Consider the following 14,205-nt stretch of genomic DNA (forward strand, 5'->3'; position numbering starts at 1 on the left):
GCGCTAACTTAATTGCACTGATTCTATCATGAAAAAAGCCCTGCAAGCAGGGCTTTTTAATATTAGCGGTATGCTAAACTGATAAAGTTAACCACCAACAATTACGTTGTTACCTGTACCACCACCGGTACCCGTACCCGTACCTTTATCGGCATCATTATCATCTACTTTAATAAAGACAATCGCTGTATTATCATAAGAAATAGTGTAAGTCTTACCTTTTACTGTTTCCGCTAAAGTGATCGTTACTTTGTTGCCAGCGCCTGTTGGTGTACCGGTAATTGATGCACCGTTATTAACAGTAAACAAAGCTAAATTAGGGTTAGTTGGTAGGGCAGTCTTAAACTCTACATCCACTTTACCGCCAGCAAAAGTTACCTTCGATACTTCTAGCGCTGTAATTTTAACCTTAGCATCTGCGCTACCGTCACCGTCACCACCTGTGTCACCGTCACCACCTGTGTCACCGTCACCACCTGTGTCACCGTCACCACCTGTGTCTCCATCACCACCTAGATCAGGCGCAAAATTTTCCCGCTCTTTTTCTACAACTTTTGCCGTTTGTCTTTGTGCAGCCGCCGCCGCCGCCGCAATTTCTGCAGCCGTCAATGCCGTGCCTGAGGTAGCGGCTTGCTCAATAGCTTCACGCACTACCTGCGCTGTAGCAACAGCACTTGTCACCGCACTTGTCGTCGCCGTAGCAATGGTCGCTGTACGTGCGGGCGCACTTAATGTGGTGGTGAATGCTTGACGTTGTGTTTCATCAACAATCAAAGCTGCAACGTCTGTCGCTGCTCGCGTCACTACGTTAGTCGTTAAAGCCGCTGTTTGGGTGGCATCGGTTAAGTTCACGGTGGTACCGGCGGCGCGCGCGGCGCGCACTTCAGTCGCTAAAGAACGCATTACGGTCGCGTAGGTTTGCGCAGCAGGGAGTGTGTTGTTATCTGAACGAGCCGCTTGCGTAATCACGTTAACGATTTGATGAACCGCTTGTACCGCCGCTAACATAACCTCAGGACGTTTTACGGGGTCGGTATCTAATGACACATCTGCAGGAATGCCCAAAATTTCACGCGCGACAGACTCGGCTTCCGCCAAATCCGCACCCGAACCACGAAGCGCCGCGACTAAAGAAGTGACTGGCGTAATGTTACGCATCCCCGCCGGTGCTGAAAGCTGTCCTTGGAACGCCGCGGTTTGTCTTAGGGTATCGCGTTGGCTTTCGAATTGGGCTGGGTCCTCTCTTAATGTTGCAAGAAGCGCCTCATCAATGAGCGCGGTATCAACGGTGTCGTCGGTTGATGAGCAAGTGACGTCAGCTGAATTTACAAGTGCCTCTAACGCCGTGATGGTATAAGTACCGTCAATATCGGTTAACACATTGTTATCGGTATCGCCATCTAGGCCACAATCCATGTTCCATAAGTAACCATCGATTACTTGACCTGTAATTGTTGCTGTTTTTGGATCTGAACTGCTTGAGCTACAACCGGCAAGGGTGACGGCTAGGGCACTGGCAATCGCGCCTGCTAAGATTTTCTTTTTCATTGTTGATCTACCTTTTTAAGATTTGAATAGAAATGGATTTACAGTAATGCACTGAAAATTTTATTAGTCTGTGACTATGCTAAGTTTTAAATAGTAACTTGTCAATCTTTAAACCCATCTTTTTTGCTTTTTTTATGTGCTTTTTTAAGTCGTTTTTTTATTTTGTTTCACAGGTTTCAACAAGAATGGCGTCGGTTTTGTTGTTCGGCTTTGTTATACTATGTGATTTTGGTTGCGACTATGCTAGGGATTTGTATTGCTTGAGTTTTCGCGTAAAGGGGTTATGCTGCTGCTGATTGTTTTGCTGGCCAGCACGAGTGCATGGCTGGTTTCGCAGTTTGTGGTGCATCAGCTTGCCGACCACACGGCTTTGTTGAGCCCACCGGTGTCGACGCCTGTTCATCCGCAACCGGATTCGTTGCAGGGCGCTTTTGGCCTGCGCGCGAACCTGTGGGGAGCGAGTGTCAATACCCCAAGTTCCACGGTATCCCTTGCCCAAACAGCGCAAAACAACGCCAACAAACAGCAAGCCGAAGCCCAGATTCGCCAATTAAACTTGCAACTGACCGGCTTGGTGATTACGCCTGTTTATCGGCTGGCTATTATACGCACTAGGCGTGATGAGCTGACCTTGCTTGAAGGCGAGCAGGTTTCACCTGATGTGCTTTTGCAGCAGGTGCTTGTTGACCATGTTGTGTTGGTTTCGCGGGGGCAAACTTTCCGGCTTTGGTTGGATGATGGACGGCTTGACGGCACGGCTGATGATGCATTAGACCCCTTATTGGCTCAACAGCTTGATAATGAAGCCCGGATTCAGGAGGTGGCTCAATCGTTACGCTTAAAACCCTTGAGCATTGGTAACTATGTGCAGTTTCGTACCTTGTTTAAAAATGGCCGCTGGGACGGCGTGGCGATTGCCCCTAAAGATGATCCGGAGGTTTATCGTTATTTAGGTTTTGAGACGAATGATATTATTCGCGCGGTGAATGGGCATTCGACTAATGAGATTGCGCAGAGTGATCATTTGTGGCGTAGGTTTTTAACCGAGGAGCGGTTTGAGGTGAGTGTGGAGCGCAATGGCCAACTTGAAACGATATCGATTGATTTAAGCCAATGAGTAGGGATCGTACAAGTTTAAGCAGGGGTTTTAAGGGGTTATTAGGCGTGGTTTTTGCCTTGGTTTTCGCCTTGGTTTTTCTGTTGCATTTTCCGGTGGGGTTGCTAAAAGAGCGGTTGGCGGCGACCTTGCCCGCGCCGTGGGTGCTTGATAGCCTGTATGGACGTGTGAATGATGGCTGTGCTCGTTTGCGTCTTGGCGATACGCCTTTGCATCTTCGTTGGCAAATTGATTGGTTTAGGGTGTTTAGCGGACGCTTGCCCGTTCGTATTAGCGCCGATGCGGGAGCCGTTGGGCATACTGAAGTAAAAATAAGACTAAAACCAAGCCAGCTGCATGTTGATAGCATTTCATTTTATTGGGTTAACCCTCTTGCTCATGCTGGGGCGTTTGATGAGAGCTGGGCTTTTTTGGCGAATACTCAGCAAACCTTGACGGTTAACGAGTTAAACGCGGTAGTACCTTGGTCTCAGTTATGGCCAACGCACCTAGTGGGATCGGCATCGCTCACGCAGGTGCGTTTACTGGGGTTGGCGTTGTCGCATTTATCGATAGTTGTAGAGCATGCGGATCAGATTAGTGAATCGGGCGAGTTAAAACCTTTAGTGGTGCAGTTGCGCGCGGATGAGGTGGGTTGGAACATGAGCGGTCAGTTAATACTGATGCCTGATTTGGGTTATCGTTTGAACGTCGAGCTGGAGGCGGAGCGTGCGGAAACACGCCCGGACTGGGCGGGCTTTTTAATGACACCGCTATCGCCAACCCGCTCACGTTATCAAGCGAGCGGTAATGGGCTATTTTGAATCGAGGATCAAAAAAACATGACAGTAGAGTTAACAGCGAAGCAGTTTAAGGCGTTGGGGCATCCGGCTCGGTTGCGTATTGTGCATTTGCTTGGGCAGCAAGACAGTTTGTGTGTGTGTGAGTTGATGCGGGTGTTGGCGTTTGGGCAGAGTTTTTCGTCTCGGCATTTGGCTATTTTGCGCGATGCGGGGTTGGTGAGCACTGAGAAACATGGCACTTGGGTGCATTATCGTTTAACAGCGGCGGCGCAGCGGTTGTTGCACCCTGCGCAGTTAGGTGATATCGCGGCGTTGCAACAGGATGTGAAGGCCCTGTCTAACGTGGGCTGTGCGGTTTGCTAGGCGCTTAAGGCTAACGTATGCACAGCAACCCACGCATCATTCGGGCGAAGGCCGGAATCTCAATCCGAGGGGACACGCTTTCAAGAGTGGTTTAGTCTGACAGGCGGTCTAAATAATGCCTTTGCGTTGCGCAAGAGATCCGAGTAGGTAGAACACCCCTACCACACCGATGCCGAGCCAGGTTTGGCCGAGCATTTTAAATAGCTCCACCATCAGCGGGGTCAGGTATTGGGTGATTAAACCAAAACCAAACGCGCAGAAAAGAATAAACACCGTGACCTTGAGAAAGAAACCTAGGCTACCGATTTGCTGGCGCAATAACGCCATCACATTGTCACCATAAATCACCAGCAGCGTGGCCATCATCGCTAGACTAATGGCATAGAGATGGGGTTGCACGAGGCTGGTAATGAAGTGGAGTATTTGCGTCAGGGCATCGGTGAGTAGGCTCCAATCCATGCGGTCTTCCTTTTGATTTGTTTTGGCGACAAGGTGGATGCGCGTGGCTTATCCACCCTACTTTAGCCCTTTGATTACTTGACAGACAACCCCATTTTCATGCTATGGGTTTGACCCGCCGGTAGGCTGTAGCTGTTTTGTAGCGCATTGCCGGCTTCAACACACACCATGGTTTGATAATCCGCATCGGGCATATCGGCAAAGGCTTTAACGCCCTGCTCACCTGGATTCCAAACAATCGTGCTGGCGCTGTTTTGCTTTTCGATGATAATCGTGCGAGCTTGATCTTGGATTTCAACACCGCCCGAATGATCAACATAGACGCAATCCATTGGTGCTTGAATCGCAAGGGTTTCATCTTGGGTAAACTCGGCAAAGTCACGGTTTTTATCGAAATATTGCACGCCTTCCAACCCTTTCACCACCAGGCCGGGTGCTTTCGCCACGCTGAAATAAGTGTGAAGGGCTTCGGATACGGTCCAGTCTTGTTGGCTACGATTTTCACCACGCAACTCGACTTCAAGTTTTTCACCCAGCGTCACAATCAGGCTGAGTTTAAAATCATGCGGCCAGGCTTTTTGGGTGTTGGCATTCGGGGTGAGGCAGAGCGTGACTTGGGTGGCGTCACCGACTGAACACACGGCTTCAACCTGCCACAATTCATAACGCGCAATGCCGTGGGCTTTTTGGCCAGCCTCGGTTGGATGCGCACCAAACCAAGGCCAACAGACCGGCACGCCGCCGCGCACAGGTTTTGTGCCATCATAAATCGCGGTTTGGGATACATACAACACCTCCTCGCCGCCTTGCGGAATATAGCTCAACAGGGTTGCGCCGTGCGTTGTCAGCGTGGCCTGACCAAAGGCATTGCTTAACTCGACCATCACTAGCTGGTCTTGCTGATAAAAACGCACATTAGGATGATTAAACTGGGCTTGTAGATTGGCTAGCATGGTGTTTTCCTTATTGTTTAAACTAAATTAGTGATTATCGCGTTGTGCTTTAACCTGTGCTTGCATATTCAGCCCAAGTTTAGCGAAAAGCTGTTGGTCATGATCGGCTTCAGGATTGTCGGTGGTGAGCAATTTATCGCCATAGAAAATTGAATTTGCACCGGCAAAAAAGCACATGGCCTGCGCCTGATCATTCAACTCCATCCGCCCTGCTGACAAGCGCACATACGATTTTGGCATTAATAAACGTGCGGTCGCAATCACGCGAATAAACTCAAAGGCATCGGTTTTGCCACGCATCGCTTCCAGCGGCGTACCTTCAATCGGCACCAATAAATTGATCGGCACGGAACCCGGATGATGCGCCATATTCGCAAAGGTGCGCAACAATTCAGCGCGGTCTTTGTGTTGCTCACCCATACCGATAATGCCGCCGGAACAAACGTTGATGCCCGCTTGTTGCACCTTGTCGATGGTATCAAGCCTGTCTTGGAATGAGCGGGTGGTAATCACTTTATCGTAATAGGCTTCAGAGGTATCGAGGTTGTGGTTATAGTAGTCAAGACCCGCCTCTTTGAGCTGCTTCACCTGCTCATCATCCAACATACCCAACGTCATGCAGGTTTCCATCCCCAAATCACGCACGACTTTCACCATTTCGAGCACCACTGGGAAATCTTTTTTATTCGGATTGCGCCAAGCCGCGCCCATGCACAAGCGCGTAGAGCCCTTGGCTTTGGCTTGCATCGCTTTGTCGAGCACCTCTTGTACCGCCATCATTTTTTGCTTTTCTAAGCCGGTGTCATAGCGCGCGCTTTGTGAGCAATAAGCACAGTCCTCGGCACAACCGCCCGATTTAATATTAACCAGGGTACTGACCTGCACTTCGTTAGGGTCAAAGTGCATACGATGCACGGTATGCGCTTGGAACAGCAGATCATTAAAGGGTTGACCCATAATTGCTTTAATTTCCGCTAGCGTCCAATCGTGTCTAATTTCACCAAGTTCTTTCATTGTGTGTTTTCCTAGAAGTAATTGTTCGCTATTATAACGATGTTGGATTCAATTAGGTATCAACCAATGCATTGTCTTGAACGCTGGATTTTTCCGCCGCGCTGTGTCGTGACCGATCAATTAACACCCGCACTCGATATTCAACCCGACCTGGTTGAAAAATGGCGTCCAAAAGTGGATTTATGCCCACGCTGTGCAGAAACAAGCCCGAATGGTTGGGTGTGTGGCCGTTGCCTTAAATCGCCCCCAGCGGTGCATTGCACGCAGGTGGCGTTTGAATTTGACCATGAATTACGTGACCTGGTGCATCAGCTTAAATATGGCAAGCAGTTGCATTTGACACGGCTGTTTGCCGAGTTGATGGCACAGGTCATTGAGGTGAATGAGGTGCAAGCGTTGATCCCGATTCCGCTACATAGGTCGCGCCTGCGCGCCCGTGGCTATAATCAGGCATTGGAAATCGCAAGAATGTTGAGTAAATTGGTTAAGCGCCCGGTAATACATGCACTCTCGCGCCCGAAACCCAACCCTAGTCAAACCCATTTGAACGCGCAACAACGCCGGCAAAACATGCAAAACGCTTTTGCTTATCAACCCCATAGCCTAATTAATATTCAAAAAGCCGCGCTCATCGATGACGTGATCACCACCGGTAGCACCATGCAGGCCGCCGCCACCTGTTTGCAAGCGGCGCAGCCGGATATTCAACTCGAGGCCTGGGCACTGGCAAAAACGCGCTAGGAGCCTGTGCGTCACGGGCACTGCGTTAAGGAATAAATGGCTCCTAGCCTCCCTAGTTGCCCTGTCACCCTGCGCGAAGTCGCAGGGTCTATTGCCGCCAGCGGCTGGATCTTGCGACTTCGCGCAGGATGACGGCGCTAGGTAAAAAAATCGGTCATTGCGAGGCCGAAGGCCGTGGCAATCTCTGGCAGACTGCGCACGCCCTTGAGAGATTGTCGCGTCGCTGCGCTCCTCGCAATGACGGTTTTCTTCTTAACTTAATGGCCGTGACGCACAGCGTGGGAACGAGAAAGCCCATGAAAGATTGCCGCGGCGCGCCATGACGCGTTTTTTCTTAACTTAATGGCGGTGACACTGTGCGTGGGAATGCGGTTAGCGTTTTGGTCTGGCGTTTTGGTTGCCCTCTTAACAAACCTTTTGTCCCCTCCGAACTTTTAACTATGCTAAAATCTCGCTATATTATTTCGAGGATAAACAAGCAATGAGTACGCAATCAGATACGTTTGAAAAAGCGCAGAAAATTTTTAATCATATCTGCGAGATTTTTGAAGAACAAAAAATTAATCCTACGCCGATTAATTATCAGGTTTGGTATAGCTATTTTAAGGGTGACAAGCCACGCTTGCGCCAGGAGATGGATTCGATTCTAAAAGATACCTATGGCTACAATGATCGCGCGGGGCGTCGGTTGTTTGCTGAGTTTCTTGATAATGAGGATGAGCACAGTGAGCTAGATAAGTTGTTTAAGCGCTTACTGGATGCGATGATGAAGAAGTTGAGCCTCTGGACGCAAAGGCTGGAGTCGAACACGGCGCAACTTGATAAGTACAGCCAGGATTTATCGCAAAGTGAACTCAACCAAGATACGTTAAAGGACTTAACGCATTCGATGATCAGCACGACGGCGCAAATGCGCGACCATAATCAAACTTTTCAAAAGGAATTGGTGAGTGCGTTAACTGAAATTCAAAAGCTCAAGCGCCAGTTGCTTGAAGCGCGCGCCGAAAGTATGCAAGACGAGCTGACCCAGCTAGGCAACCGTAAGGCGTTTAACTTGGCGATTGAGGAGCTCACTACCCAGGCAACCTTGGAGGCGCCTTTGTTTTTAATCCTGACGGATATTGATCATTTTAAGAAGTTTAATGATACGTTTGGGCATTTGGTGGGGGATAGTGTTTTGCGTTACTTTTCTAACATTTTACGTAAAACACAAAAGAAGCATCATACGAGTTGCCGTTATGGCGGTGAGGAGTTTGCGATATTGGTTCAAAACGGTGATCTTGAACAGGCTAAAGCGCATGCCGAAACTCTGCGTACAGAGCTGAAAAAAGCACATTTGAAACGTAAAGATACCGGCGAGGTATTGCCTGACATTACGGCTTCGTTTGGCATTGCGCAGTATCGCCAATACGAGCCGATTGATGATTTTATTAAGCGTGCTGATGATATGCTCTATAAAGCTAAACAAGCAGGAAGAAACTGCGTTAAAACCGAGTTTGATGACTAGGAGCCTAAGGTTATACACATATGTCTATAACTCGCTCCCAAGCTGTGCGTTACTGCCATTAAGTTAGGAATGAGTGGCAATACCGCGCGAACCAACTTGCGTCGCGCGCCAATAAATCAACTGTCATTGCGAGGCCGAAGGCCGTGGCAATCTCTGACAGGCTGCGCTCGCCCTTGAGAGATTGCCGCGTCGCTGTGCTCCTCGCAATGACACGGGTGGGCCGTTCGCAACAACCGGGTTTTATCACTTATTATTCAAGCGGTAAGGTTTTGGCTGGCGGTTTTACTATCCGCGTGTCGGCACCCAGTCGCCTTAATGCATTGCGTTGTTGATTGAGCTGTAATCTATCGGTAAAAGGCCCAAGCATCATTCGATAAAACACGCCATTTTGAGTTTCTATCGGTGAAATCAGCATTTCCCTGTCCTCCGTTGACAACCGCTGCTGTTCACGCTGTGCTTGTGCTAAATCACGGAATGAACCGGCCTGTATCCACATGGGATCAGGCAGTGAAATCGGCAAGGGTTCAACATCAACGACCACTTCCATTTGTGGTAACTCGGTATAAAAACTAAAGTTCAACACATCAGGTTCAGCGGGCACGGCTTCTGGCGTTGTTTGGGCTGGCACCGACAAGGGAGTTTGTGCTAGCGCGCCGGGCGCATCAGGGTTGGCGGTTAAGCTCTCTGCCAACCCGGGTTGATAGACTTCGTTCGCTTGCAGTGGCTGTTGTGCGCTTTGTTTAAACTGCTTCATAAAATGGCTGATAATCAAAAAGGCCGTCACCAAGGATAGAAAAAAGAGACCTATCTTGCCCGTAAAAGGAAGCTTACGCCGTTCTTGCGTTTCTTGTTCAGCCCGCATTTGTTGTGAGCGGCGCTGAAATTCGAATTTGGGGGGTGGCGGTTTTTTTTTGAAGTCGCGTGCCATTACATGCTCTCAGGTGCACTCACACCGATAATGGCGAGGCCATTTTTTAAGACCTGTTGCACCGCACAAACCAAGGCAAGACGCGCGTTGCGTAAGGCATCGTCTTCAACAATAAATTGTGAGGCGTTGTAGTAGCTGTGCAGACCGTGTGCCAACTCTTTAAGGTAATAGGCAATTTGGTGAGGCTCACGCGCGAGCGCGGCACGGCTAATCAAGTCTGGGAATTGCGCAAGTTTTGAAGCGAGATCGGTTTCATGGGTTTGCGTGAGGCTTTCTAATGAAGCCAGGCCTTGGGTTAGGTCAAGCGTATAGCCTTTAGCTTCAAGCTGGTTTAGAACGTTACTTATACGCGCGTGCGCATATTGTATGTAGTACACGGGGTTTTCATTTGACTTGGATTTGGCTAGATCGAGATCAAAGTCCATGTGTTGTTCAGATTTACGCGCTACATAGAAAAACCGCGCCGCATCCACACCGACTTCTTCACGCAATTCACGCAAGGTAACGAATTGGCCGCTACGGGTGGACATTTGTGCACGTTCTGCACCTCGGTATAGAATAGCAAATTGAACCAGCTGGACTTCAAGTGCGTCTGGGTTGGTATCCATCGCTTGCATCGCGGCTTTGACGCGTGGAATATAGCCATGGTGATCCGCACCCCAAATATCAATCAGGGTTTCATAGCCGCGCTCTAGCTTGTTAAAGTGGTAGGCGATGTCGGAGGCAAAGTAGGTTTTAAGGCCATTGTCTCGCACAACCACACGGTCTTTTTCATCCCCATAGTCGGTTGAACGGAACCAGAGGGCGCCATTTTGCTCGTAGACTTGGCCTGATTTTTGAAGTTTTTCAAGCGCGGCATCCACTACACCGGTGTGCATGAGTGCTCGCTCAGAAAACCAGTTGTCGAACTGAACACCAAATTCAGCGAGGTCTTCTTCAATATCGCTCAAAATATCTTTTAGAACAAGCCCGAATACCTGTTCATAATCGGCGGCACCCAGTAAGGCTTTCGCACGCAGAATGAGGTCGTCAATATGTTGTTCTTTATCACCATCGGGCTGGCCTTCATCGGGATGCACACCGGCAAAAACTTCAAGGCTGGGCTGGCGAAGGCTATCGCCGCGCTGCGCAAAGAGTTGGCGCGACACGGCGTAGATATAGTCGCCTTTGTAGCCGTTGCTGGGGAAGTTAAACGCTTCTCCGCAAATCTCTAGATAACGCAACCAGACCGAGGTGGCTAAGATATCCATTTGACGCCCGGCATCGTTGACATAATATTCGCGTGTGACCTCAAAGCCTGAAAAGGCGAGCAAATTAGATAGGCTGGCACCATAGGCCGCCCCCCGGCCATGACCGACGTGCAATGGACCGGTGGGGTTGGCGGAGACAAATTCCACTAGCACTGAGCGCCCTTGCCCCACGTTGCTTTGTCCGAAACGACTGGCTTGTTCAAGCACGCGCTGCACAATCGCAAACTTGGCTTGGTCAGCGACAAAAAAATTAATAAAGCCTGGGCCGGCAATCTCTACGCGGGTAATAACAGAGTCTTGCGGTAATAGCGCTAGTATTTTGGTGGCGAGTGCGCGCGGTGGCATGCCGGCGGGCTTGGCTAGCATCATCGCAAGATTGGTTGCAAAATCACCATGCGCCTTCTCTTTAGTGGCGTCAACTTGGATGCGCACCGTTTGTTCGGCGGGCAAGATGCCCTGCTGCTTTAATTGTTCTACAACTTGAATAAGAATCTGGTTTAGCTTTGTTTTCATGACGCTCTCTTGTGTGCAAACTAAAGCGTGTATTTTACTAGAAGCCACCCTTTAACTTGGCTTTTTTTGTTAGCCACTCGAATTTATAGGCTATCAGCGCCTTAAACCAGGTCGACTAGGCGTAGATTCGCGTGGGCTATTCGTTTGTTTGGTAAAGGTTTTTATTGCTAAAGCGGCGTTAAGTTTGTATCATCTAATGTTTGATATTTTCATAAACTTAAACTGGCCAGATTGCGCGCATGTCAAATCCTTCCCCTCTTATCCTGATTGCTGATGACGATCCTATTTTTTGTAAGATGGCATCGAGCTATTTGCAAAAACTCGGTTATCACGTCATGGTGGCGAATAATGGCTTAACGGCTGAGCAGCTTGCGATTGAGCAGCTTCCGCAGTTGGTCCTGTTAGATGGTCACATGCCGATGCAAAATGGGCTTGAAACCTGTCAGGCTATTTTAGAGAAAACGCCCGAAGCGCAAAAGCCACAGGTTTTGATGATTACCGGCGATGAAACGACGGCGTTTATTGATGCTTGCTTTCATGCGGGTGCGGTTGATTATTTAAAAAAGCCGATTAATTGGACTGTGCTTAAACACCGGTTAACCAATATTTTACAGTTACGCCAGCAAAAGCTGAGCTTACGCCAGCAAAATGCGTTGCTCGATGCGGCACAAAAAACCGCTAAAATGGGGTATCTAGAATGGAATTTAGTGACGGATGACCAGGCCTGGTCGCTCAACATTTATAATTTATTTAACTGGCCTGAAACCCGCGAATTAAATATCTATAGCTTACTGCCCTTACTGACCCCGACCGACCGCGCGGCATTTAAACGCATCGCACAACAAAAGACCAAGCAGCGTTGTAGTTTTGAGTTTAGTTTACAAATAGGTGCTGATCAAACCCAGCACTTCCAGCTCTTTGGTGATGTGGCCGATAATGATCAAAACCAACCCACGCTGATTGCGGCGATTCAGGATATCACGGAGAAAACCGAACAAAATCTAAAAATTTGGCAGCAGGCACATTTTGATCCGCTGACGCACTTGCATAATCGAAATGCGTTTATTACGACATTTGAGCATGACTTGAAGCTGGCGCATTATGAACAGCACCCCTTGGCGATTATGTTTATTGACCTCGATGAGTTTAAGAATATTAATGATTCACTTGGTCACGATGTAGGCGATTTGGTACTGGTTGAGGTGTCTAAACGGTTATTGGCTTTTTCGGCTGAAAACATTGGTTTTGCACGCTTAGGCGGCGATGAGTTTGCGGTGTTAATCTCTAACTACCAGTCGATACAGGAGCTCAGTACGCTGGCGGAGGCGTTATTGGTTGATATTGCTAAACCGATTGCGTTTGGTTATCGCGAGCTGAATGTGTCGGGCAGTATCGGGATTGCAACCTATCCTAATGACGGCGAAGATACACGCCAACTGCTTAAGCATGCCGATACCGCGATGTATAGCGCTAAAGCTAACGGCCGTAATCACTACAGTTTTTTTGATCTTGCTATGCTTGAGCAGGTTTTTTTGCGCAACCAAATGGAGCAAAGCATTCGACGCGCGCTGAGTCAAAACGAGTTCACACTGGTGTTTCAACCCTTGGTTCACCTACCATCGGGCAAAATCAATGGCATGGAGGCGTTGATTCGCTGGTTTGATCCTGAGCAACAACGTTGGATTTCACCCGATCAATTCATCCCTACCGCTGAACAGTCGAGTTTAATTTCTGAAATAGATAACTGGGTTATGGCGCAGCTGTTTGCACAAGTCGCACGTTGGTTTGAATACAAGCCGCACCTCCAGTTAAGCAAAATCAGCTTTAATATTACAGGGCGCACCCTGACTTCGCCGGGTTTTAAACAAAACCTGCAACATCTCACCGCTCAACCTGCTTACCAACCGCACCTCAATCGCATCGCACTTGAAATCACAGAGCGCACGCTGTTTGATGCCGATAAAAACCAGCAGGTGTTTGATGATATTCGGCGTTTAGGTATGCGCATTGCCATTGATGACTTTGGTACCGGCTTTTCATCACTCAATTCATTGGCGAATTTACCAGCGCATGACCTGTTAAAAATTGATAAATCGTTTATCGACCGTATTGGTACCAGCCACAAGGCGGATGCCTTAATTAAAGGGATTATCTCGCTGGCGAATAGTTTGGAGATTGATGTGATTGCTGAAGGGGTTGAAACCGCCGAGCAGTTTGCGTTTTTACAGTGTGCCGGTTGTGATTATATTCAGGGCTATTACATTTCAAAAGGCCTAGACGCTGATGCCTTTTGTCATTTTTATGAGCAGTTTAGTAGACACTAAACGCACCCACCCGTGTCATTCCGAACGCAGTGACGCCATCTTTGGAACCCGCGCGCAGTCGATTGGAGATTCCGGCCTTCGCCAGAATGACGGAGCGGGTTGTATTGCGTGGCTGGCCAGAGATTCCGGCCTTCGCCGGAATGACGGGGCGGGTTGTATTGCGTGGCTGACCAGAGATTACCACGGCCTTCGGCCTCGCAATGACTAGTGATTGATCTCGCTCCACGTTGAACGTGGGGCGCCTTGGACTTGGGTCGAGCGCTGTTTCATAGGCTAAATCGGCCTGCGTTCCCACGCACAGCGTGGAACGAGGTTACTCATCACCGATACCTCTTTTTGCGCGTAGGTTTTGGATTTGTTCTAGTGTTAAATCCGTAAAGTCAGCAATCGTTTGATCATCATCTCCTTTTGCCAACATCTTTGCGGCAAACTGTAGCGCTTTTTCTAATCCACCTTCTTCACGCCCCTTTTCGAGACCAATACCAATACCTTCTTCACGGCCTTTTTCAATTCCAATAACAATCCCCTCCTCTCGTCCTATTTCCTTGGCTTCTTCTACATGGGTGTCAATCACGTTTTTCATGTCGCGGTAGTATTTTAGGCTGGCTTCATAGGTTTGACGCTCAGTCGGGGTGAATTTGGCGATGCTGGCTTTTTCGAAGATACGCAGGAAGATTTGTTGTTGTAGTCGGCGTGGGATGTCGTG

13 protein-coding genes and 1 pseudogene are annotated in these 14,205 nt (G+C 48.8%); 7 read left to right on the forward strand and 7 right to left on the reverse strand.

Annotation, left to right across the window (positions count from 1 at the left end; all coding sequences use genetic code 11):
• Positions 1 to 87 precede the first annotated feature (87 nt).
• On the reverse strand, positions 88 to 1,548 hold the full coding sequence (locus NA59_RS09445; RefSeq protein WP_044411510.1) for a hypothetical protein: 1,461 nt from the start codon (positions 1,546 to 1,548) through the stop codon (positions 88 to 90).
• A 283-nt stretch (positions 1,549 to 1,831) separates the two neighbouring features.
• Between NA59_RS09445 and NA59_RS09450 the strand changes: the two genes are divergently transcribed.
• From NA59_RS09450 to NA59_RS09460, 3 genes are read left to right on the forward strand one after another with little or no spacing between them, the layout of a single operon-like run.
• Positions 1,832 to 2,665, forward strand: coding sequence for a type II secretion system protein N (locus NA59_RS09450; protein WP_157792590.1), 834 nt, complete (start codon positions 1,832 to 1,834; stop codon positions 2,663 to 2,665).
• Positions 2,662 to 3,468 (forward strand): hypothetical protein, encoded by an 807-nt coding sequence (locus NA59_RS09455; protein WP_157792591.1) that lies wholly within the window; start codon positions 2,662 to 2,664, stop codon positions 3,466 to 3,468. The genes NA59_RS09450 and NA59_RS09455 overlap by 4 nt, the downstream gene beginning before the upstream one ends.
• Positions 3,469 to 3,486: 18 nt before the next feature.
• Positions 3,487 to 3,810, forward strand: coding sequence for an ArsR/SmtB family transcription factor (locus tag NA59_RS09460; protein WP_044411518.1), 324 nt, complete (start codon positions 3,487 to 3,489; stop codon positions 3,808 to 3,810).
• 108 nt (positions 3,811 to 3,918) lie between these two features.
• Here the strand turns inward: NA59_RS09460 and NA59_RS09465 are convergent, their stop codons facing one another.
• From NA59_RS09465 to bioB, 3 genes are all read right to left on the reverse strand, one after another.
• On the reverse strand, positions 3,919 to 4,269 hold the full coding sequence (locus NA59_RS09465; RefSeq protein ID WP_044411521.1) for a DUF3392 family protein: 351 nt from the start codon (positions 4,267 to 4,269) through the stop codon (positions 3,919 to 3,921).
• 74 nt (positions 4,270 to 4,343) lie between these two features.
• Complete coding sequence (locus tag NA59_RS09470) at positions 4,344 to 5,222, reverse strand: D-hexose-6-phosphate mutarotase (RefSeq protein ID WP_044411523.1); 879 nt, start codon at positions 5,220 to 5,222, stop codon at positions 4,344 to 4,346.
• A gap of 27 nt (positions 5,223 to 5,249) precedes the next feature.
• On the reverse strand, positions 5,250 to 6,236 hold the full coding sequence (gene bioB / locus NA59_RS09475) for a biotin synthase BioB (protein ID WP_044411525.1): 987 nt from the start codon (positions 6,234 to 6,236) through the stop codon (positions 5,250 to 5,252).
• 66 nt (positions 6,237 to 6,302) lie between these two features.
• Here bioB and NA59_RS09480 point away from each other — a divergent pair, with 66 nt between their 5' ends.
• Positions 6,303 to 6,977, forward strand: coding sequence for a ComF family protein (locus NA59_RS09480; protein WP_044411527.1), 675 nt, complete (start codon positions 6,303 to 6,305; stop codon positions 6,975 to 6,977).
• Positions 6,978 to 7,458: 481 nt separating this feature from the next.
• Positions 7,459 to 8,484, forward strand: coding sequence for a GGDEF domain-containing protein (locus NA59_RS09485; RefSeq protein ID WP_044411529.1), 1,026 nt, complete (start codon positions 7,459 to 7,461; stop codon positions 8,482 to 8,484).
• 250 nt (positions 8,485 to 8,734) lie between these two features.
• Here NA59_RS09485 and NA59_RS09490 read toward each other — a convergent pair whose 3' ends face one another.
• The gene (locus tag NA59_RS09490; RefSeq protein WP_044411532.1) at positions 8,735 to 9,412 is read right to left on the reverse strand and encodes an SPOR domain-containing protein; all 678 of its coding nucleotides are present in this window, start codon (positions 9,410 to 9,412) and stop codon (positions 8,735 to 8,737) included.
• The gene (argS, locus tag NA59_RS09495; protein WP_044411535.1) at positions 9,412 to 11,175 is read right to left on the reverse strand and encodes an arginine--tRNA ligase; all 1,764 of its coding nucleotides are present in this window, start codon (positions 11,173 to 11,175) and stop codon (positions 9,412 to 9,414) included. The genes NA59_RS09490 and argS overlap by 1 nt, the downstream gene beginning before the upstream one ends.
• 239 nt (positions 11,176 to 11,414) lie before the next feature.
• Between argS and NA59_RS09500 the strand changes: the two genes are divergently transcribed.
• Positions 11,415 to 13,499, forward strand: a complete 2,085-nt coding sequence (locus NA59_RS09500) for a putative bifunctional diguanylate cyclase/phosphodiesterase (protein ID WP_044411538.1) — start codon at positions 11,415 to 11,417, stop codon at positions 13,497 to 13,499.
• Between the two features lie 41 nt (positions 13,500 to 13,540).
• Complete coding sequence (locus tag NA59_RS15710; protein ID WP_269763846.1) at positions 13,541 to 13,669, forward strand: hypothetical protein; 129 nt, start codon at positions 13,541 to 13,543, stop codon at positions 13,667 to 13,669.
• 143 nt (positions 13,670 to 13,812) lie between these two features.
• Here the strand turns inward: NA59_RS15710 and NA59_RS09505 are convergent.
• Positions 13,813 to 14,205: pseudogene (locus NA59_RS09505) on the reverse strand (Rpn family recombination-promoting nuclease/putative transposase); the annotation flags it as partial.

Source organism: Thiomicrospira microaerophila (assembly GCF_000934765.1).
In the GTDB taxonomy this organism is placed as follows: domain Bacteria; phylum Pseudomonadota; class Gammaproteobacteria; order Thiomicrospirales; family Thiomicrospiraceae; genus Thiomicrospira; species Thiomicrospira microaerophila.

Bases quoted from the DNA above. Each gene is read 5' to 3' on its own strand.
- NA59_RS09480 (WP_044411527.1), top strand. From the start codon at position 6,303: ATGCATTGTCTTGAACGCTGGATTTTTCCGCCGCGCTGTGTCGTGACC.
- NA59_RS09460 (WP_044411518.1), top strand. From the start codon at position 3,487: ATGACAGTAGAGTTAACAGCGAAGCAGTTTAAGGCGTTGGGGCATCCG.
- NA59_RS09445 (WP_044411510.1), bottom strand. From the start codon at position 1,548: ATGAAAAAGAAAATCTTAGCAGGCGCGATTGCCAGTGCCCTAGCCGTC.
- NA59_RS09450 (WP_157792590.1), top strand. From the start codon at position 1,832: ATGCTGCTGCTGATTGTTTTGCTGGCCAGCACGAGTGCATGGCTGGTT.
- NA59_RS09470 (WP_044411523.1), bottom strand. From the start codon at position 5,222: ATGCTAGCCAATCTACAAGCCCAGTTTAATCATCCTAATGTGCGTTTT.
- argS (WP_044411535.1), bottom strand. From the start codon at position 11,175: ATGAAAACAAAGCTAAACCAGATTCTTATTCAAGTTGTAGAACAATTA.
- NA59_RS09465 (WP_044411521.1), bottom strand. From the start codon at position 4,269: ATGGATTGGAGCCTACTCACCGATGCCCTGACGCAAATACTCCACTTC.
- NA59_RS09490 (WP_044411532.1), bottom strand. From the start codon at position 9,412: ATGGCACGCGACTTCAAAAAAAAACCGCCACCCCCCAAATTCGAATTT.
- NA59_RS09455 (WP_157792591.1), top strand. From the start codon at position 2,662: ATGAGTAGGGATCGTACAAGTTTAAGCAGGGGTTTTAAGGGGTTATTA.
- bioB (WP_044411525.1), bottom strand. From the start codon at position 6,236: ATGAAAGAACTTGGTGAAATTAGACACGATTGGACGCTAGCGGAAATT.
- NA59_RS09500 (WP_044411538.1), top strand. From the start codon at position 11,415: ATGTCAAATCCTTCCCCTCTTATCCTGATTGCTGATGACGATCCTATT.
- NA59_RS09485 (WP_044411529.1), top strand. From the start codon at position 7,459: ATGAGTACGCAATCAGATACGTTTGAAAAAGCGCAGAAAATTTTTAAT.